Below are 17,927 nucleotides of genomic sequence, written 5' to 3'. Positions count from 1 at the left end.
GGGCGCTTGCAAGACTGGGGTGATTTGTCCATTTTGCACCCAACGAGTAATTGGGAGGATGCGCCATGCTTGGCCAAATGATGAATAAACCGCTGCTGATTTCGAGCTTGATCGAACACGCACAACGCTTTCACGGCGAGACAGAGATTGTCTCTGTCAAGACCACCGGCGGGTTGGAGCAGACCTCTTGGGGTCAAGTCGCGCGCAACGCCCGTGCGCTGGCTTCTGCGCTGACAAATCTGGGGCTGGACCCGCAGGCGCGCTGCGGCACCATCGCTTGGAACAACCGCCGTCACCTCGAAATCTACTTTGGTGCATCGGGCGGCGGTTTCGTCTGCCACACCATTAACCCGCGTCTTTTCCCCGAACAGCTTGTCTATATCCTGAACCACGCCGAAGATAAGGTGCTGTTCATCGACAAGACGTTTGTGCCGCTGATCGCAGGCATTCAGGACAAGCTTGAACATCTTGAGCATGTCGTGCTGATGGAAGGCACCGACGAAGAAGCCGCCGCGCAACTGCCCGGGATCAAGTTCTATGACGACCTGATCGCCAGCGGCGACCCCGAGTTCATCTGGCCGGATCTGGACGAGAACACCGCCTCCAGCCTGTGCTACACTTCGGGCACCACGGGTAACCCCAAGGGCGTTCTGTATTCACACCGTTCGACCGTGTTGCACAGCTTCGGGATCAACCTGGCCGACAGCATTGCGATCACGGCCAAGGATGTGGTGCTGCCCGTCGTGCCGATGTTCCACGTCAACGCCTGGGGCGCGCCCTATGCCTGCGCTATGGTTGGCGCGGCGATGGTAATGCCCGGTCCCGGTCTGGATGGCCCGTCTCTGGTGAAACTGATCGACACCAACCATGTGTCGCTGGCGCTTGGCGTTCCAACCATCTGGCTGGGGCTGCTGAACGAGGCGGATAAGATCGGCAGCAAGCTGGAAAGCCTGCAGCGCACGGTTGTTGGCGGCTCTGCCTGCCCGCCGTCGATGATGACCGCCTTCCGCGAGAAATACGGGGTAGAGACGATCCACGCCTGGGGCATGACAGAGATGTCGCCCGTCGGCAGCATCAACCAGCTGCTGGCCAAACACACCAAGCTTCCTGCCGACGCGCAAAACAAGCTGCGCGAAAATCAGGGTCGTCCGGTCTTTGGTGTGGATCTTGAAATCCTTGATGACGACGGTAACCCCGTGGCACATGACGGCGTGACACAGGGCGATCTGGTCACCAAGGGCTACTGGATTCTCGACAGCTATTTCCGCAAGACCCGCAGCGAGACGCTGAACAAGGACGGTTGGTTCGACACGGGCGATGTGGCGACAATGGACCCTGACGGCTATGTCACGATCCGTGATCGGTCAAAAGACATCATCAAGTCGGGCGGCGAATGGATCAGCTCGGTCGAGCTTGAAAACATCGCGATCGGTCACCCGCAAATCGCGGATGCGGCCGTCATCGGGGCCCGTCACGAAAAATGGGACGAACGTCCGATCCTGATTGCGGTGAAAGCCGAAGGCCAGGACCCGAGCGAGGCAGAGATTCTGTCGATCTTCGAAGACAAGATCGCCAAATGGCAGATCCCTGATCGCGTCGTATTTACCGACGCATTGCCGCGCAACGCGACCGGCAAGGTGTTGAAACGTGATCTGCGCGAAAGCTTCGGCGAAGTGCTGATCAACGGCTGATGAATGCTTCACCGGGGCAGGCCGCTGCCCCGGTGACTGAGCTTTCTTCTGTCCCACAGTATAGAATATATGCGGGGCAGGAGCGTTATATGCGGTCTTCAGAAGGGCGCCTTATGAAGCGGAGACATTGACCTTAAACGTAGGTCTGTCGCCGACAGTGGCACCTCGTACAGACTTTTTGGGGCATGGTCGTACTGTCACGCCAGCGATGAATACCAAATTTGCACGGCACGCGCGAAAGCGCCCGGACGAGCTTCGAAAACATGTGTCACCTGAAATGTCTGCCAAAAAAACTTGGCGAAGTGTAAAAATCGATACTCGTACTGAAATCACTCGCTATCGAAATATTAACGCAATTTAAAAGTGCAATGTCTAGCGATAAATAACCTTTAAGGCTAACAGCTTACGTGCGGTAACACGTTTTAGTTGTTCTTGGTCTTGCGAGACGGGGCTGACTGATCGCCGGGCTTTGCACTCATATCTAAAGGTAATCGGCAGGTTTGGCATAAGAATATGCCGAGAAATCCGAGCACAAAAAAGCCGCGCAACGAGGCACTCGTTGCGCGGCTTTGATCTACCTTAGGTAGTGCTGGGGCTTCTCTCGCTTCATCCGCGCCCGCGATAGGGCGGCACGCCTTGATCGGGAATCCAGACGCTATTGGGGGTCTCGCCCGTTTGCCAGAACACGTCGATGGGGATGCCTCCGCGCGGATACCAATAGCCGCCGATGCGCAGCCAGCGGGGCGACAACAGCTCTACCAGACGGCGCCCGATAGAGACGGTGCAATCCTCGTGAAAGGCACCGTGGTTGCGAAATGCGCCCAGGTAAAGCTTGAGCGATTTGGATTCGACCAGATACTGATCCGGTACATAGTCAATCACTAGATGCGCAAAGTCGGGTTGGCCGGTCATCGGGCAAAGCGAGGTGAACTCGGGCGCGGTGAAGCGCACGCAATAATCGACATCGGCCTGAGGGTTCGCGACTTTCTCGAGCATCGCTTCTTCGGGCGAGGCGGGAAGCTCTGTCTTGCCGCCAAGCTGCTGCAAATCGCTGTAAATCGTTTCCATAAATCCTCCGGTGGCGGGTCAGACCCCGCGTTTGTTGCCCCATAGCAATACATGTAGTTGCGGCAGCAGGCGCGGCGTGAACCAGCGATCTGCCATGGTTTTGTCCACCAGCCACAATAGCTTATCCGCCAGCACCTGCGGATCGATAGCGACGCTGGGGTCGACCTCGTCGTTGCCCGGTTGCAGATAAAGCGGCAGTTCGGCGTAGCGGGTGGCGGCGTCGCGGGCCCAATCGTAATCCGCGTCGTCGAATATCACGATCTTCATCACCGTCTGGGCCGCCGTTTCGCCAGCTGCAACGCAACGGTCGAAAGCGGCCCAATCCACCGTCTCGCCGCTGGATGGTGGTTTCGGGCTCAGCACAAGACAATCCAGCTGCCCGAACCACGGCTTCGCGATGGAGCCTTGCGTCTCGCAGGCAAAACGGTAGCCGGCGGCATGACCCAATTGGATCAAGGGCGCGAAGTCCTGAATGGCGGGGTTGCCGCCTGACAAGGATACGGTCAGCGGCGTGTTGTCCGACAGGCGCTGCACCTCTTGCCAGACCGCGTCGGTCGACATGCTGGCCCAGTCATGGCGGAATGCCGGGTCGACCGCGTGCATGCTGTCACACCACGCGCAGCGATAGTCACAGCCGCCCGTGCGCACAAAGACGGTGGGTTCACCGATCAGCGCGCCTTCGCCCTGTATCGTGGGGCCGAACACCTCGGCGATGCGCAGCTGGCTCATGGCCGGTACTCTGCCCAGGTCTTTGGCGTCTCGCTGACTTTGACGGCGGTGGTTTCGGGCCAATGCTGCGCGCACCATTCATAGAGATGACGCGCCATATTCTCGCCGGTGGAGACAAAATCCAGCACGTCGTTGAGGTGACGGTGATCGAAAGTCTCGTCTATATAGGTCTTGAGCGGCTTCAGCTCTCCGTAGTCGCGAACGAAACCGTCGGCGTTCAGCTCTTTGGCCCGAAGCTCCACCACCACGACATAGTTATGCCCGTGCAGGCGGGCGCATTGGTGGCCATCGGGCAGATGCGACAGCTGATGTGAGGCGGAGAAATGGAACTCTTTCGTAATGGTATACATCAGGTGAGGATCTTCCGCTTGACCGCTTCGGCCCAGAAATCGGGGTCGTCATATTGGGTCGGGTCGGCAACCCCCGCCAGATCGAAAGCCTCGCGCCGTTCCACGCAGGTGCCACAGCGCCCGCAGTGATGCACGCCGCCCTTATAGCAAGACCACGTTTCGGCAAAGGGGGTGTTATGGCGCTGGCCTTCGGTCACGATATCCGCTTTTGAACGGTGCACGAAAGGCGTGTAAAGCGATACATCAGCATAGCCGTCCAGCGCCATATATTGCATGAATTCAAACGCTTGGGTGAAATCGGGGCGGCAGTCGGGGTAGATAAAGTGATCGCCCCCATGCACCGCGGTTGCGACCGCCTGATCCCCCCGTGCGGCGGCAATGCCATAGGCGACCGTCAGCATGATCGCATTCCGGTTGGGGACAACGGTGACCCGCATCGTTTCTTCGGCGTAATGCCCGTCGGGTACATCGACATCATCGGTCAGCGCGGATCCGGTCAGCGCCGCACCGATCCCGCGCATATCGATGATGTCATGGGGAACATCCAGACGTTTGGCGCAAAGCGCGGCATAGTCTAGTTCCTTGCGGTGACGTTGGCCGTAGTCGAAAGACACGAGCCCCGTCAGCTTGCGCTTGGCCGCCACCATATGAGCGAGCGACACAGAATCCAATCCGCCGGAGCAGATGACAATCGTTTTCATTTCTTAACCCTTGTTTTGATACCCGGGTAGGCTGCGACCGGGAAGGTGCCTGATAGACGAGACGATCAGGGATGCCAAGGGGGGCAATGCGGCGGATTTGGCGCGAAATGTCGCATTCGCAGCGTCACTCATAGAAAAATCTCCAGACCGGTGGGGTCTGGCGGCACGGCGCATTCGTCCCGCGAACGGGTGGGAGGTGCCCGCGCGTAGTCAGATTATACGCAAACCCGTGATCAGGCGGATTGCATCAGCAAAGCCTGGTTCTTCCATTCGGGGTCGGTGACAGCATCGACCAAAGCGGCGGCAACATCGCCACGGGCGGCCTTGGCTTTGACGTCAACGCTGTCGCCAAAGATCATATTCCGATTGCCCGCATCATCCGTCAGTGCGACGGGGCGCAGGATGGCGTATTCGAGGCCGGAGTTTTGCAGATGCACGTCGGCTTCGTGTTTGGCTTGCAGATAATGCGCAAGCTCGCTGTCTGGGTCGGGGTTGTCTGCGCCGACGCTGCTGAGCATCACAAAGCGCGAGATGCCGGCCTTGGCGGCGATATCAACCAGATCTTTGGCACCATCGCGGTCGACCTTGTCGGTCATCTCTGGCCCCGTGGACCCGCCGGATCCCGCGGCAAAGATCACCGCATCGCAGCCTTCGCAGGCGTCAGCGGTCAGATTGGTCAGGTCCCCCTTGCGCAGCACCACGTCGGAGGCCAGCGCACTGGTGTCAGAGGAATCGCGGACAAGGGCGATCGGCGTGTGACCCTGTTCGCGAAGTTGTTCAGTGACGCGGACACCGGTTTTGCCGGTCGCGCCGGCGACGAGAATATTCATGGTTGTAATCCTTGTTATACGTGTCGCGGAAAAACTGCCCGCCGCGCGGCCTTCGCGCAGCGGGCGGTCTTTTACAGCAGCGACAATAGCTTGTGGGCGGCTTCTTCCGAAGACGCCGGGTTCTGTCCGGTGACAAGCTTGCCATCGGTCACCACGAAGGATGCCCAGTCGTCACCCTTCTTATAGGTCCCACCATTGGTCTTGAGCATGTCTTCGACCAGAAAGGGGACCACATCGGTCAGGCCCACGGCCTCTTCCTCGGTATTGGTGAAACCGGTGACGGTTTTGCCGGAAACCAGCGGTTTGTCGTCGGTGCCTTTGGTGTGCTTGAACACTGCTGGCGCGTGGCAGACGGCCCCGACGGGGCGGTCGCTGGCGGCAAAGCTTTCGATCAGGTTGATGCTGGCCTTGTCTTCAGCCAGATCCCATAGCGGGCCGTGGCCGCCGGGGTAGAAGATCGCGTCAAAACCGTCGGCCGAAACGCTCGAAAGCACCTCGGTATTGGCCAGCTCTTTCTGTGCAGCGTCATCGCCCTTGAACCGTTTGGTCGCGTCGGTCTGCGCATCATCTGCATCGCTGGACGGATCAATCGGCGGCTGTCCGCCTTTGGGCGATGCCAAAGTGATCTCTGCACCAGCGTCCTTGAACACATAATAGGGGGCCGCGAACTCTTCGAGCCAGAAACCGGTTTTGTTACCAGTGTCGCCCAGCTTGTCGTGGGAGGTGAGTACCATGAGAATTTTCATGTTTTTGGGCCTTTCAATTCATTTCTTATACCGGTCAGGGCGTCATTGGGGACGCCGCAATCACGACCGCGTAGACCGTTCAACGAATGGGCGCGCCCGTTGTTCCGCGATATGTCTGACGTTTTTGTGACTGATGCGGGTGCGGGTTCTGCAATGGCGGATATGCTCTGGCACCACGGGGGCAATGCGATTAAACCCGCGGTAGTTTTTCGAGCGAAAGGTCCGGCCGGATGCATAGAGTAGAACTAGCCGAACGGCCCCACTGGCGCGACCACGCCAAAGAGGTCGGTTTTTCCTTCGCGGACATGCACGGCGAACCCTATTGGGACGAAACCTCTGTCTATGCGTTCTCGCTTGACCAGATTGAAAATGACATCGAAGACCCCGCGACCGCGCTGCATGGTATGTGCCGCGAGGCGGTGGATCACATCCTTGCCAGCGAAGAGCTGTTGGACAAACTTGCCATTCCCGAAGCGCACCGTGATCTCATTGCGAACAGCTGGAAGCAAGGCGACCCCGAGATTTATGGCCGCTTCGATCTGGCATATAACGGGCAGGGGCCTGCCAAGTTGCTGGAGTATAATGCCGATACGCCGACCTCGCTTTATGAATCGGCGGCCTTCCAGTGGCAGTGGTTGGAAGATCAGCTAGAGGCAGGCAACCTGCCCGAGGGGGCGGATCAGTTCAACGGCATCCACGAGGCGCTTGTCGCCCGTTTCGCCGACGTGTTCGAACCCGATAGCGATCTGCATTTCACCGCCGTGGCGGGCAATCCCGAAGACTACGGCACGGTAGAGGCTATGGGCTGGGCCGCGCGCGAGGCGGGGTTGGGCGCGCATTATTGCGACCTTGATAAAATCGCGCTGAGCAATGACGGGCAGTTTCTGGATGATGAGGACCGGCGCATTGCCGTCTTGTTCAAACTCTACCCGTGGGAAGACCTGCTGCGCGACGATTACGCGGACCACATCGAAGGCTCTGGCTGTCTGTTCCTTGAACCCGCATGGAAAGCGCTGCTGTCCAACAAGGGCCTGCTGCCCGTGCTGTGGGAGATGTTCGAGGATCACCCGAACCTTCTCCCTGCGTTCTTTGAACAGGATGTGGGCGAGGCGATGGCGGGGCGCGGCTCTGTCACGGGGCGTGCGGCGGATGCCTTTGACCGTGCGCGGGCAGGGCTTGCACGGGCCCATGTGCGCAAACCGATCCTGTCGCGCGAAGGTGCCTCGGTCGAGATCGTGAAATCCGGCCAGATCATCGAAAGTGCCAGCAACACGGCGTATGCCGAACACGCCCGTATCCTTCAGGCCTATGCGCCCTTGCCGCAGTTCGACGGGATGCGCCCCGTGGTCGGCGCGTGGATCATCGGGCAGACCTGTGCGGGCATCGGCCTGCGCGAGGACCGGTCGAGGATCACGCAGGATTTGTCGCGTTTCAAACCCCATTACATTGCGCCATATTCCGGTTAGCATCGTCGCCCAATCGCCGCACCACAGCAGAAAGCAGATCATCATGACAAAACGGTCAAAACGCGTCGCCATCGCGATCATCGGGGCCACCGCCTTTACACTGGCCGGTTGCCGCGACGAAAAGATTGATGCCGCTGCCTTTCCCGATGTGCAAAGCTGCAAGAACGAGTCGTCTTTTGGGGGCACATTCACCGCCGCCGATTGTGAAACCGCCTTTGCCGAGGCAGAGACGCTGCACGTGGAATCCGCACCGCGCTACAACAGTCTGGATGTCTGCGAAGAACAACACGGCGAAGGGGCCTGCGGGTCAGAGGCGCAGCAAACACAGGGCGGATCGGGCGGTATCTTTATGCCATTGCTCGCGGGCTATCTGATCGGGAACATGCTGGGCGGGCGGTCGGGTATGGCCGCAAGCCAGCCGATGTATAAGACGGCGGATGGCAAGTTCACCAATGCGGCGCGCACCAGCACCTATTCCAGCAACAAGGGGGCCGCCAAGCTCAGCACCTCGCAATTCACCCGCCCCGCGACGACCGTGGGCAAAACCCCGATGACCCGTGCGACGGCGAAATCCCGCGGCGGTTTCGGGAAGGTGGGCAGCGGTCGCACGGGCTTCGGCGGCTAAGGGTGCGGGCGTCGCACACGCAGACGTGACCGCAGCAGCCGCAACCGCAGGAACTTGATACGACGGCCATGTGTTTGCCCTTCGACGCGAATAAGCGAAGAAGGAGCAGACATGTCCAAGATCACGACAATCAATCCAGCCACCGAAGAAGAGATCCAGTCCTACGATCTGATGAGCGAGGCAGAGGCTATTCAGCGGGTCGAAGCCTGTCATGACGCGCATCTTGAATGGCGCAAACTGTCGCACAAAGAACGCGCGCCCTATCTGACCAAGATCGCCGCCAAGCTGCGCGATAACGCGGATGAACTGGCCGCTCTTATGACGCGCGAGACAGGTAAGCTGCTGAAAGATGGCAAGACCGAGGTAGAGATTTGCGCGGCCATCTTTGAATATACCGCCAAGAATGGCCCCGACGTGCTTGCGGATGAAGAGCGCACCCACGGTGCCGACGGCAAGCGCGGGGTCGTGACGTATCAGCCCATCGGCGTCATCTATTCGATCCAGCCGTGGAACTTCCCACTATACCAACCCACCCGTGTGCTTGCGGCGAACCTGATGACCGGCAACGGTTGTGTCCTGAAACACGCGAGCATCTGCACCGGCTCGGGCCTGCGCCTGCGCGAGCTTTGTATCGAGGCAGGGCTACCCGAAGACCTGTTCCAAGTGATCCTGATTGACCACGACACCAGCGACAAGCTGATCGAACACCCCAAGGTGCGAGGCGTGACAATGACGGGCAGCGATGGCGCGGGCCGTCATATCGGGTCGGTCGCCGCGAAGTCGCTGAAAAAGACCGTGCTCGAACTTGGGTCCAACGACGCCTATCTGGTGCTTGAGGATGCTGATATCGAAACAGCGGTCAAATTCTCGGTTATGGGTCGGCTCTATAACAACGGGGAAACCTGTGTATCGGCGAAACGCTTTATTGTCGCCGATAAGGTCCATGACGCCTTTGTTGATGCCTTCGTCGCCGAGATGGAAAAGATCAATATGGGTGATCCGACCGACGAAAACGTTCAGCTGGGTCCATTGTCCAGCCAAGACCAGTTCGAGACCGTGCGCGATCAGGTGAAAGAAAGCGTTGATAAAGGGGCCAAGGTGCTGTGCGGTGGCGAGGTGCCTGACCGTACGGGGGCCTATTACCCAGCGACGGTATTATCTGACCTTAAACCCGGTATGCCGGCGTTTGACGATGAAATCTTCGGGCCCGTTGCGTCGATCATCCGTGCGAAGGATGACGAAGACGCGATGCGTCTGGCGAATGACAGTCGCTACGGTCTGGGCGGCGGGATATTCTCGAAGGACGAGGATCGCGCGTTGAAGCTCGCGAAAGAGCATTTCGACACAGGCATGATCCGCATCAACTCCTTCGGAGCTGCCGATCCGAATATGCCCTTTGGCGGGGTGAAAGATTCCGGCTATGGGCGTGAGCATGGCGGATTTGGCATGAACGAATTTGCCAATGCCAAGGCGATTTTCCTGCCCTAAGCCTGCGAGGCAACGGTAAACGTGGGGCGCGCGTCGGAGATATGTCCGGCGCGCGCAACTTATTTAGGCCCGATGGTTAAGGTTTACGCAAAGTTAACAAATGCGGCGCGCGCGCCACACATCTCCAATTGTATTATGTCGGCGGAACCTCGCCCTGCCGCCGCATAGAACGATCTCTTAGACTTGGATGCTTCAGGTAATCCGCAGCTACGCTGCGCTTCAGGCGGAACAGTGCTTGCCCTTAAGTAGAACAAAGCGCACCCACATTGGCGGTATATGGTCACTGGTCGCATTCCTCGTCGCGACGGTCATCATTACCTACGCCGCTGGTCGTCTGGATCGTCTGCTGTCCGAAGCTTTCGTCTACGAAGCACGCGCTCAGACTTATCTGGACCTGCTTGAGGTGCGCGAACAGTTCGAAGAGATTATCCACCAAAGGTCCCTTGCGCTGCGCGAGCTCGCGACGTTCATCGGCGAGAACCCCTTCGCCAAGCAGGAAGAGTTTACCCAGCGGGTTCAGAATATACGTGAAATCGACGACACGGTCATCAATGTTGCTGCCGCGCCTGACCTCGTCGTGACCCTGATCCACCCGCTCGCGCCGAACATGGGCGCGCTTGGGTTAGATTACCGCACAAACGAAGACCAGTTTCCCGGCATCGAACGGATGCTGAACCTGGGCAAAGAGCTGATGACCGGCCCCGTCGATCTGGTGCAAGGCGGTAAGGGGCTGATCCTGCGCGCCCCGGTCTATTGGCCCGATCCCGACTTTGCCACCGAAGGCGATGTTGACGGCAGCAAACGCCAGCTGTGGGGGATCGTATCGCTTGTGCTGGACTATGATCAATTCCTGATCAATTCCGGCATACGTGAGGCCGAAGAACGCTATGACATCCTCATTCATGCGGCCTCTCCACAGGTTGGTACAGGGCCGCAGATGTTCACCTACGGCGATCAGAGCCTGCGGGAGGCGGATACTGTTACGTTGGAATTCGATTTCTCCTTCGAGGAATGGATGCTGGAAGCACGCACCAAGGGCGGGTGGCCCAAACACGCGCCCGATCAATGGGCCAAGCGGGCGCTCATCGCGTCGGCCGGCCTGATGCTCTTGGGCACGCTGCTTTATGTGCTGCAGGTGTCAGAGCGGCGCAAACGTGCCGAAGTCCTGCTAAGCAGCGGGATCGAGGCGCTGAACGACGGGTTTGTCATGTTCGACGCGCAGGACCGTTTACTTCTAAGCAACTCTAAATACAAAGAGATGTACGAGCTTCCCCCCGAGGTTCTCAAACCCGGAACACCTTTTGCCGAGCTGTTGCGTATCGGTGTCAAAAGCAAGCAGTTTCCCATGGGGCGCTATAATGAGGATGAATGGATCGAGCGTCGCTTGGCCATCCACCGCGAAAACAGGACATCCGAGACAGAACAACATCTGTCGGGCGGGCGCGTGATCAAAGCCTCTGACCGGCCTTTGGCAGACGGCAGCTATGTCGGCCTGCGCGTGGATGTGACCGAGCTGAGCCACGCCAAGGATGCCGCCGAAGCTGCCAGCAAGGCCAAGACGGATTTCATGGGCGTCCTCAGCCACGAGCTGCGCACGCCGCTGACGGTGATCATGGGCGTGGCGCAGCTTTCCCGCAACGCGCGTATGCTGTCGTCGTCCAAGGCGCTGCTCAAGGGCTATGAGGACGGAGAGATCAGCCACGCAGAGGCAAAACGCCTGCTGGATGAGATGTACGACCAGCTGTCCGGCCTGATGAACCGGTTGGTACAATCCGGCGAGCATCTGTTGCACCTCATCAACGAGATCCTCGACGTGGCCAAGATCGAATCCGGCAGCCTGGTGATCGAACCCAGCCGTTGTGCGGTGCAGGATATTGTCGATCCGGTGATCGAACAGCTTCGCACACTTTCAAGCAAGAAGGGGCTGGCCTTTGATGTGGTGCAAGAGGCGGATATGGTCTTTGCCGATAAGGTGCGCACGCGGCAGATCCTGTTCAACCTGATCGGCAACGCGATCAAATTCACCGACACCGGTTTCGTCCGTCTGGTGGTGAAACCCGTGGGCGATGCCGTCAGCTTCGAAGTGCATGACAGCGGTGCCGGCATCCCCGAAGCCGAACTCCAAAGCATTTTCGAGGTCTTCTATCAGGTCGATTCCACCGCCACGCGTCGGGCAGGCGGCACGGGCATGGGGCTCGCGATTTCGCGCAGTCTGGCAGAAATGCAGGGCGGCAGCCTTAGCGTGTCCAGCGTCGTCGGGCAGGGCAGCTGCTTTATCCTGACACTCCCCATCCGCGCCGCGCAAAGCCTCGAGGTAAACGCTGCCGCCTAAGGCCGCGCGAAACAGCGCGATTGTCCCGCGGATCGTAGCGCGCAGCCCCGGAGTAACCTTGTATTTCCAAATGGATTGCGGCGGTTTCAGTTTGAATACTGAAAGTTTGGTAGGCCCGGCAGGACTTGAACCCGCAACCAAAGCGTTATGAGCGCTCTGCTCTAACCAATTGAGCTACAGGCCCGCCTGCGCGGTTTGGTAAGCGGGCGGGCGCGGCGCGTCAAGGGATAGAAACGCGCAGATGTGGCTTAGGTGCATTGCACGCCTGCGCAACCTGCTATAACCCACTTTCGCAAAGGGAACAGGCAGCGGGATGCGTCATGACCAACTCCAAGAACTCGATCACCTATGCAGACGCTGGTGTGGATATTGATGCAGGCAACGCGCTGGTAGAACGTATCAAACCGGCGGCCAAACGGACAAAGCGTCCGGGCGTGATGTCGGGGCTTGGCGGTTTCGGCGCGCTGTTCGACCTCAAGGGGGCGGGCTATACCGACCCGATCCTCGTCGCTGCGACGGACGGTGTGGGCACCAAGCTGCGGATCGCGATTGATACCGGCAACGTCGATGGCGTGGGGGTCGATCTGGTCGCCATGTGCGTCAACGATCTGGTGTGCCAAGGGGCGGAGCCGCTGTTTTTCCTCGATTATTTCGCCACCGGCAAGCTTGAGACCGAACAGGCCGCGCGGATCATCGAAGGCATCGCCAAAGGCTGCGAAGGCTCTGGCTGCGCGTTGATCGGGGGCGAGACGGCAGAGATGCCTGGCATGTATTCCGAAGGTGATTTTGACCTTGCGGGCTTCTCTGTGGGCGCGATGGAACGCGGTGCGGACTTGCCCCGTGATGTGGCGGCGGGGGATGTGCTGCTGGGGCTTGCCTCGGACGGGGTGCATTCGAACGGCTATTCTCTGGTGCGTAAACTGGTCGAGATCTCTGGCCTTGGCTGGGATGCGGACTGCCCCTGGGCCGACGGAACATTGGGCGAGGTGCTGCTGACGCCGACGCGGCTTTATGTGAAACCCGCGTTGCAGGCCGTGCGGGCAGGGGGCGTGCGTGCGCTGGCCCATATCACCGGCGGCGGTCTGACGGAAAACCTGCCCCGTGTGCTGCCCGATGATCTGGGCGCGCAGATTGATCTGGACAGCTGGGAGCTGCCCGGCGTGTTCAAATGGATGGCCGATGTGGGCGCGATCTCGGAAACCGAGATGCTCAAGACCTTTAACTGCGGCGTGGGCATGATCCTTGTGGTCAAAGCGGATGAGGCCGAGGCGCTGACCAAACTGCTGCGGCAGGCGGGCGAAACGGTCTATCCGATGGGCAATGTCACCGAGACCACGGGCGTTGCCTATACCGGCAGCCTGCTGTGACCAAACGGGTTGCGATTTTCCTTTCGGGTGGCGGGTCGAACATGCGGGCGCTGGTCGAAGACATGACCGGCGACCATCCCGCGCGGCCTTGTGTGGTGGTGTCGAATGTGACGGACGCGGGTGGGATTACCTGGGCCAAAGAACGCGGCATCCCGACCGAAGTCGTGGATCACAAGCCCTTTGCAGGGGATCGCGCTGCCTTTGAAAACGAATTGACCGCGCGGCTGATGCCCCATGCGCCCGACATCATCTGTCTGGCAGGGTTTATGCGCAAACTGACCGGCGGCTTTACCGATGCTTGGGCGGGCCGGATGATCAATATCCACCCGTCTTTGCTGCCGCGCTATAAGGGGCTGCACACCCATGCCCGCGCGCTTGAGGCCGGCGATACCCAGCATGGCTGCACCGTGCACGAGGTCACGGCAGCGCTGGATGACGGGCCTATTTTGGGGCAGGCGACCATTCCCGTCATGGCCGGCGACACGCCAGAAGATCTGGCAGCGCGGGTTCTGGTGCAGGAACATCGTCTTTACCCTGCGGTGCTGCGGCGGTTTGCCAGCGGCAACCGTGATCTTTTAATGCTGGAAAGCTGACCGCGCGGCCTATTGCGCTGAAACCATGCGCTTTTCCATTGCCTGAATGGCTTCCTCTGTCCAAAGTAGCGCTATGAAAACAATCACCACCACCGCCGAGCTTGAAGCCTACTGCACAGAGGCCGCCAAGCATGATTACGTGACCGTCGATACCGAGTTTCTGCGCGAACGGACCTATTATTCCAAGCTCTGTCTGATCCAGTTGGCGATGCCCGGAACCGACGATAGCAATGCCGTTCTGGTGGACCCGCTGAGCGAGGGGCTGTCGCTTGACCCGCTGTACACGCTGTTCCGTGATACGTCGGTGGTCAAAGTCTTCCACGCCGCGCGGCAGGATCTAGAGATTTTCTTTGTCGATGCGGGCGTCTTTCCTGAACCCTTGTTCGACACACAGGTCGCGGCGATGGTGTGTGGCTTTGGCGAACAGGTGGGATATGAAACTCTGGTGCGCAAGATCGCCCATCAACCTCTTGATAAGACGTCCCGTTTTACCGACTGGTCGCGCCGCCCACTGAGTGATGCGCAGGCGAAATACGCGCTGGCCGATGTCACGCACCTGCGCCAGATCTACGAATTCCTTGCGCGTAAGCTTGAACAGACGGGCCGCGCCCGCTGGGTTCAGGAAGAGCTTGAGATCCTGACCAGCCCTGACACCTATGTCACCCCGCCGCGCGAGGCATGGCGTCGGGTCAAGACGCGCACGAATTCGCCAAAGTTCCTGGCGCTTGTGCGCGAACTGGCCGCGTTCCGCGAGGAGTACGCCCAGACCCGCAACATCCCGCGCAGCCGCGTCTATAAGGATGACGCGATGGTAGAGTTGGCCAGCAACAAACCGAAAAACCACGAGGAACTGGGCCGTGCCCGTCTGCTTCTGCGCGAGGCCCGCAAGGGCGAGATCGCGGATGGTATCCTCAAGGCGGTGGCCGCTGGCGTGAATTGCCCGCCCGGCGATATGCCGCAGCCCGATCGCAGCCGCGACAAGCTTCAGGTCAATCCGGCGCTGTCCGATCTGCTGCGTGTCTTGCTAAAGGCCAAGTCCGAAAGCGCAGGCGTTGCGGCCAAGCTGATCGCCCCCGCTGCGGATCTTGACGGGATCGCCGCAGGGCTGCGTGATGTGGCCGCACTTAAAGGGTGGCGACGCGAGGTATTCGGGGAAGATGCGCTGCGTCTGTGCAACGGCGAGATCGCTTTGACCGCGGTCGGGTCCGATCTGAAAGTGGTTGAGCTTTAAGGCTCAACTCTTTGGTTTTTATTGTTTTATTTGGGGTTAGCGGCGCGATGTCATCGCGTTGCGCAGCCCTTCGACGCGGATGGTCGTCACACCAGCCAGCGTCTGGTTGGTCAGCTTGCGGCCGGCCGTAACCTCGCGGGTGGGGGGCGTGCCGATGGCGGTCGCCTCGCTTGGTTCTACCCCTTCAAGACGGTAGGTCAGAACGCCGTCCACTGGCAGTTCGTCTTCGTTCGCGGGGGTCAGCTGCACCTCGTAAATGCCTTGGCGATCCGCGCGCCCGGTGGCGCGCACGACGGCACCGCCCGGCACCTGTTCAATCGTCAGATCGATGATCTGGTCGAAGGGGCGACCGCCATATACCACCTCTTTATTCCGCGAGGAGGAGAACAATCCGGTCCGCTGCGGGATCAAAGGGTTGGTCGAGGCTTCCTGACGGGTGATCGGTTCAGACCGCGCGGTCCCGAACCAGTTGAACGGGTTCACACGGCTGTCGCGCACGGTCGCGCAGCCTGTCAAAACAAGGGTCGATACCAGGATGGCTGAAAAGGTCTTGCGCATGGGGTCCGCCGTAGAAATTTCGGTAATATTTGACTAACCCATCCCAGACCCGTTGGGAAGGGGGTGGACCTTTGGCATCGTGCAACCTACCTGTTTGGCAAGCGAAAAGAGGGACGCACCGTGGCGACAGAGGCATTTGAAGAACTGGTCGAGGATTTCGAGTTTCTGGACGATTGGGAAGACCGCTATCGCCATGTGATCGATCTGGGCAAGGCGATGGAGCCGCTGACCGAAGAGCTGCGCGTGCCCGCAACCAAAGTAGATGGGTGCGCCAGTCAGGTCTGGTTGCATACGCAGTTCGAGGACGGCGTGCTCCATTTCGACGGGGCCAGCGATGCGATGATCGTTTCAGGCCTGATTGCGGTGCTTCAAAAACTGTATAACGGCGTGCCCGCGGCCGAGGTCAGCGCCATCGATGCCCGCGCAGAGATGGGGCGCCTTGGGTTGAACGAACATCTTTCAGCGCAGCGGTCGAACGGGTTGACCGCGATGATCGAACGGATTCGCGGCGAGGCTGCACAGCAGGGTTGAACGCGCGCCTGTGGGGTGTGGCGACGGCTGTGCCATTTGAGTTTATTTGGCAAAATGAAGATCAGAGCGCCTTGAGCGTGCGCGCCAGATCGCCGTAGCCGGTAAAGCGCCGTTCAAAGGCAAGGCCGAGCCTATCAGCGCATGTTTTCGCCTTGGCGGTGAGCGCGGGATCATCTGTTTGCGCCTGATACACAAGCTTTTCGTAGTTCCCGAAGTACATATCGCGCAGGTCGGGGTGCCGGTCGAGCCCCATGGGTTTGATAATGAAAGCGTCGAACTGGCGGACCAGAAAATCGGTGAGATAAAAGGTGGTAATCTCGTCCTCCGAGATCTTGGAAAAGCGGTCGTTGCCTTCGAAAAAGCTATAGCAATGCGGCCCGGCGACCATCTGCACGCCAAGTTTCTCACACTCCACCTCTAGCAATCCGCCGGTGCCGCAGTCGGCGTAGACAACGAATATATCGTTGTATTTGTCGCGGTGCTTCTCAACGGCTGCGCGGACTTCGTTGGTGATTTTTTCTGGGTAGAGATGCAGCTTGGCGGGCAGGCAGGTCAGGTCCAGATGCGACCAGCCGTTCGCCTCTTTCAGGTCGAGAATTTCCCGCGCCAGCGCCCCGCAGGCGATCAGCAGAATGCGGCCCGTCTGCGGGGCGAGCGGCAGGCCTTTTTCTGTCAGATCACGGTCCGAGGGCGGCTTCATCTCACGCTCCGTCATGCAAAAGGCCCCTCCGGTAGGGAAGGGCCTTTATGTTCTAGATCAACTGCTTACGCCTTTGCGGCGTTGTGTTTCCGCCCGACCCATTCCTTGGCGGTTTCCACCGCGACGGCGGCATCGCGGCAATAGGCATCGGCACCGATGGCCTTGCCGAATTCTTCGTTCAACGGGGCCCCGCCGACCAGCACGATATAGTCATCGCGGATGCCCTGTTCGACCATCGTGTCGATCACGACTTTCATATAGGGCATGGTCGTGGTCAGCAGCGCGGACATGCCAAGGATGTCCGGCCCTTCGGTTTCCATCGCTTCAAGATAGGCTTCGACCGAATTGTTGATGCCAAGATCGACAACCTCAAAGCCCGCGCCTTCCATCATCATCGACACAAGGTTCTTGCCGATGTCATGGATGTCCCCCTTGACCGTGCCGATCACCATCTTGCCCACGCGTGGCGCGCCGGTTTCGGCCAGCAGCGGCTTTAGGATCGCCATGCCGCCTTTCATCGCGTTCGCAGCCAGAAGCACTTCGGGGACAAAGAGGATACCGTCGCGGAAGTCGGCCCCGACGATGGTCATGCCGCCAACAAGCGCCTTGGTCAGAATATCATAGGGTGCCCAATCGCGTTCGATCAGGATATTGACCCCTTCTTCGATCTCTTCGCGCAGACCGTCATAGAGATCATCAAACATCTGCTGAACAAGTTCTTCGTCGTCCAGATCGGCAAGGATAATTTCGTCTTCATCCGACATAGTCGTTCCTCATCGGTTAACTCACCCGCGCGGGCTTGTGCCTTTTTGTCACATACACGTCGAAAGCTTCGTGCTTTTTGCGACAAACCCGGCACCGCGTGCGACGCTTTGGTTGGTGGGAAATTACGCTCAATCGTGCTGTAAAACAATGGCTTGG

18 protein-coding genes and 1 tRNA gene are annotated in these 17,927 nt (G+C 59.3%); 9 read left to right on the top strand and 10 right to left on the bottom strand.

The genetic code is table 11. The annotated features are described in order from the left end of the window. The first annotated feature begins 65 nt into the window (after positions 1–65). Positions 66–1,691 carry a long-chain fatty acid--CoA ligase gene (locus AB1495_RS14420; protein WP_037944362.1) on the top strand — a complete coding sequence of 542 codons (1,626 nt, stop codon included), beginning with the start codon at positions 66–68 and terminating at the stop codon, positions 1,689–1,691. Positions 1,692–2,297: 606 nt separating this feature from the next. Here AB1495_RS14420 and queF read toward each other — a convergent pair. The 6 genes from queF to AB1495_RS14390 all read right to left on the bottom strand — a co-directional run bounded on the left by queF (position 2,298) and on the right by AB1495_RS14390 (position 6,115). Further along, on the bottom strand, positions 2,298–2,759 hold the full coding sequence (queF, locus tag AB1495_RS14415; RefSeq protein ID WP_074634849.1) for a preQ(1) synthase: 462 nt from the start codon (positions 2,757–2,759) through the stop codon (positions 2,298–2,300). Positions 2,760–2,777: 18 nt separating this feature from the next. Next, positions 2,778–3,488 (bottom strand): 7-carboxy-7-deazaguanine synthase QueE, encoded by a 711-nt coding sequence (queE, locus tag AB1495_RS14410; RefSeq protein WP_074634850.1) that lies wholly within the window; start codon positions 3,486–3,488, stop codon positions 2,778–2,780. After that, a complete protein-coding gene (queD, locus tag AB1495_RS14405; RefSeq protein ID WP_009824714.1) occupies positions 3,485–3,838 on the bottom strand; it encodes a 6-carboxytetrahydropterin synthase QueD in 354 nt (117 codons plus the stop codon). The genes queE and queD overlap by 4 nt, the downstream gene beginning before the upstream one ends. Then, positions 3,838–4,539 (bottom strand): 7-cyano-7-deazaguanine synthase QueC, encoded by a 702-nt coding sequence (queC, locus tag AB1495_RS14400; RefSeq protein ID WP_074634851.1) that lies wholly within the window; start codon positions 4,537–4,539, stop codon positions 3,838–3,840. The genes queD and queC overlap by 1 nt, the downstream gene beginning before the upstream one ends. A gap of 233 nt (positions 4,540–4,772) precedes the next feature. After that, positions 4,773–5,369 (bottom strand): SDR family oxidoreductase, encoded by a 597-nt coding sequence (locus tag AB1495_RS14395; RefSeq protein WP_074634852.1) that lies wholly within the window; start codon positions 5,367–5,369, stop codon positions 4,773–4,775. Positions 5,370–5,440: 71 nt separating this feature from the next. After that, positions 5,441–6,115 (bottom strand): type 1 glutamine amidotransferase domain-containing protein, encoded by a 675-nt coding sequence (locus AB1495_RS14390; RefSeq protein ID WP_074634853.1) that lies wholly within the window; start codon positions 6,113–6,115, stop codon positions 5,441–5,443. 230 nt (positions 6,116–6,345) lie between these two features. Here AB1495_RS14390 and AB1495_RS14385 point away from each other — a divergent pair, with 230 nt between their 5' ends. From AB1495_RS14385 to AB1495_RS14370, 4 genes are all read left to right on the top strand, one after another. Beyond that, positions 6,346–7,581 carry a glutathionylspermidine synthase family protein gene (locus AB1495_RS14385; protein ID WP_074634854.1) on the top strand — a complete coding sequence of 412 codons (1,236 nt, stop codon included), beginning with the start codon at positions 6,346–6,348 and terminating at the stop codon, positions 7,579–7,581. A 43-nt stretch (positions 7,582–7,624) separates the two neighbouring features. Beyond that, positions 7,625–8,206 (top strand): DUF1190 domain-containing protein, encoded by a 582-nt coding sequence (locus AB1495_RS14380; RefSeq protein WP_074634855.1) that lies wholly within the window; start codon positions 7,625–7,627, stop codon positions 8,204–8,206. A 111-nt stretch (positions 8,207–8,317) separates the two neighbouring features. After that, positions 8,318–9,694: an NAD-dependent succinate-semialdehyde dehydrogenase gene (locus AB1495_RS14375; RefSeq protein WP_074634856.1), complete on the top strand. Its 1,377-nt coding sequence runs from the start codon at positions 8,318–8,320 to the stop codon at positions 9,692–9,694. A gap of 235 nt (positions 9,695–9,929) precedes the next feature. Beyond that, positions 9,930–12,026: an ATP-binding protein gene (locus AB1495_RS14370; protein WP_074635192.1), complete on the top strand. Its 2,097-nt coding sequence runs from the start codon at positions 9,930–9,932 to the stop codon at positions 12,024–12,026. Positions 12,027–12,133: 107 nt separating this feature from the next. On the opposite strand, the gene AB1495_RS14365 is transcribed toward AB1495_RS14370, so the two are convergent. After that, positions 12,134–12,210: transfer RNA gene (locus AB1495_RS14365), tRNA-Ile, on the bottom strand. A gap of 136 nt (positions 12,211–12,346) precedes the next feature. Between AB1495_RS14365 and purM the strand changes: the two genes are divergently transcribed. From purM to rnd, 3 genes are all read left to right on the top strand, one after another. Continuing rightward, the gene (gene purM, locus AB1495_RS14360) at positions 12,347–13,393 is read left to right on the top strand and encodes a phosphoribosylformylglycinamidine cyclo-ligase (RefSeq protein WP_074634857.1); all 1,047 of its coding nucleotides are present in this window, start codon (positions 12,347–12,349) and stop codon (positions 13,391–13,393) included. Beyond that, positions 13,390–13,986 (top strand): phosphoribosylglycinamide formyltransferase, encoded by a 597-nt coding sequence (gene purN, locus AB1495_RS14355; protein WP_074634858.1) that lies wholly within the window; start codon positions 13,390–13,392, stop codon positions 13,984–13,986. Before purM ends, purN begins: the two co-directional genes overlap by 4 nt. A 73-nt stretch (positions 13,987–14,059) precedes the next feature. Next, a complete protein-coding gene (rnd, locus tag AB1495_RS14350) occupies positions 14,060–15,217 on the top strand; it encodes a ribonuclease D (protein ID WP_074634859.1) in 1,158 nt (385 codons plus the stop codon). Between the two features lie 36 nt (positions 15,218–15,253). Here the strand turns inward: rnd and AB1495_RS14345 are convergent, their stop codons facing one another. After that, on the bottom strand, positions 15,254–15,775 hold the full coding sequence (locus tag AB1495_RS14345) for a hypothetical protein (protein WP_074634860.1): 522 nt from the start codon (positions 15,773–15,775) through the stop codon (positions 15,254–15,256). Positions 15,776–15,895: 120 nt separating this feature from the next. Between AB1495_RS14345 and AB1495_RS14340 the strand changes: the two genes are divergently transcribed. Beyond that, entirely contained in the window at positions 15,896–16,306 is a 411-nt protein-coding gene (locus AB1495_RS14340) for a SufE family protein (RefSeq protein WP_064216568.1), read from the top strand. Positions 16,307–16,367: 61 nt separating this feature from the next. On the opposite strand, the gene AB1495_RS14335 is transcribed toward AB1495_RS14340, so the two are convergent. Both AB1495_RS14335 and AB1495_RS14330 read right to left on the bottom strand, forming a co-directional pair. Beyond that, positions 16,368–17,006 (bottom strand): DUF1638 domain-containing protein, encoded by a 639-nt coding sequence (locus tag AB1495_RS14335; RefSeq protein WP_074635193.1) that lies wholly within the window; start codon positions 17,004–17,006, stop codon positions 16,368–16,370. A 65-nt stretch (positions 17,007–17,071) separates the two neighbouring features. Next, on the bottom strand, positions 17,072–17,770 hold the full coding sequence (locus AB1495_RS14330; protein ID WP_005853706.1) for a cobalamin-binding protein: 699 nt from the start codon (positions 17,768–17,770) through the stop codon (positions 17,072–17,074). Between the last annotated feature and the right edge of the window lie 157 nt (positions 17,771–17,927).

The sequence above is a fragment of the Sulfitobacter pontiacus genome (assembly GCF_040790665.1).
Taxonomy (GTDB): Bacteria; Pseudomonadota; Alphaproteobacteria; order Rhodobacterales; family Rhodobacteraceae; genus Sulfitobacter; species Sulfitobacter pontiacus.
This window is presented reverse-complemented; position numbering and strand designations above follow the sequence as displayed.

Excerpts from the sequence above, each read along its gene's own strand:
- purM (WP_074634857.1), top strand. The coding sequence starts at position 12,347 with ATGACCAACTCCAAGAACTCGATCACCTATGCAGACGCTGGTGTGGAT.
- queC (WP_074634851.1), bottom strand. The coding sequence starts at position 4,539 with ATGAAAACGATTGTCATCTGCTCCGGCGGATTGGATTCTGTGTCGCTC.
- AB1495_RS14375 (WP_074634856.1), top strand. The coding sequence starts at position 8,318 with ATGTCCAAGATCACGACAATCAATCCAGCCACCGAAGAAGAGATCCAG.
- AB1495_RS14330 (WP_005853706.1), bottom strand. The coding sequence starts at position 17,770 with ATGTCGGATGAAGACGAAATTATCCTTGCCGATCTGGACGACGAAGAA.
- AB1495_RS14420 (WP_037944362.1), top strand. The coding sequence starts at position 66 with ATGCTTGGCCAAATGATGAATAAACCGCTGCTGATTTCGAGCTTGATC.
- AB1495_RS14385 (WP_074634854.1), top strand. The coding sequence starts at position 6,346 with ATGCATAGAGTAGAACTAGCCGAACGGCCCCACTGGCGCGACCACGCC.
- AB1495_RS14335 (WP_074635193.1), bottom strand. The coding sequence starts at position 17,006 with ATGAAGCCGCCCTCGGACCGTGATCTGACAGAAAAAGGCCTGCCGCTC.
- AB1495_RS14395 (WP_074634852.1), bottom strand. The coding sequence starts at position 5,369 with ATGAATATTCTCGTCGCCGGCGCGACCGGCAAAACCGGTGTCCGCGTC.
- queE (WP_074634850.1), bottom strand. The coding sequence starts at position 3,488 with ATGAGCCAGCTGCGCATCGCCGAGGTGTTCGGCCCCACGATACAGGGC.
- queF (WP_074634849.1), bottom strand. The coding sequence starts at position 2,759 with ATGGAAACGATTTACAGCGATTTGCAGCAGCTTGGCGGCAAGACAGAG.
- AB1495_RS14390 (WP_074634853.1), bottom strand. The coding sequence starts at position 6,115 with ATGAAAATTCTCATGGTACTCACCTCCCACGACAAGCTGGGCGACACT.
- AB1495_RS14380 (WP_074634855.1), top strand. The coding sequence starts at position 7,625 with ATGACAAAACGGTCAAAACGCGTCGCCATCGCGATCATCGGGGCCACC.
- queD (WP_009824714.1), bottom strand. The coding sequence starts at position 3,838 with ATGTATACCATTACGAAAGAGTTCCATTTCTCCGCCTCACATCAGCTG.
- AB1495_RS14345 (WP_074634860.1), bottom strand. The coding sequence starts at position 15,775 with ATGCGCAAGACCTTTTCAGCCATCCTGGTATCGACCCTTGTTTTGACA.
- rnd (WP_074634859.1), top strand. The coding sequence starts at position 14,060 with ATGAAAACAATCACCACCACCGCCGAGCTTGAAGCCTACTGCACAGAG.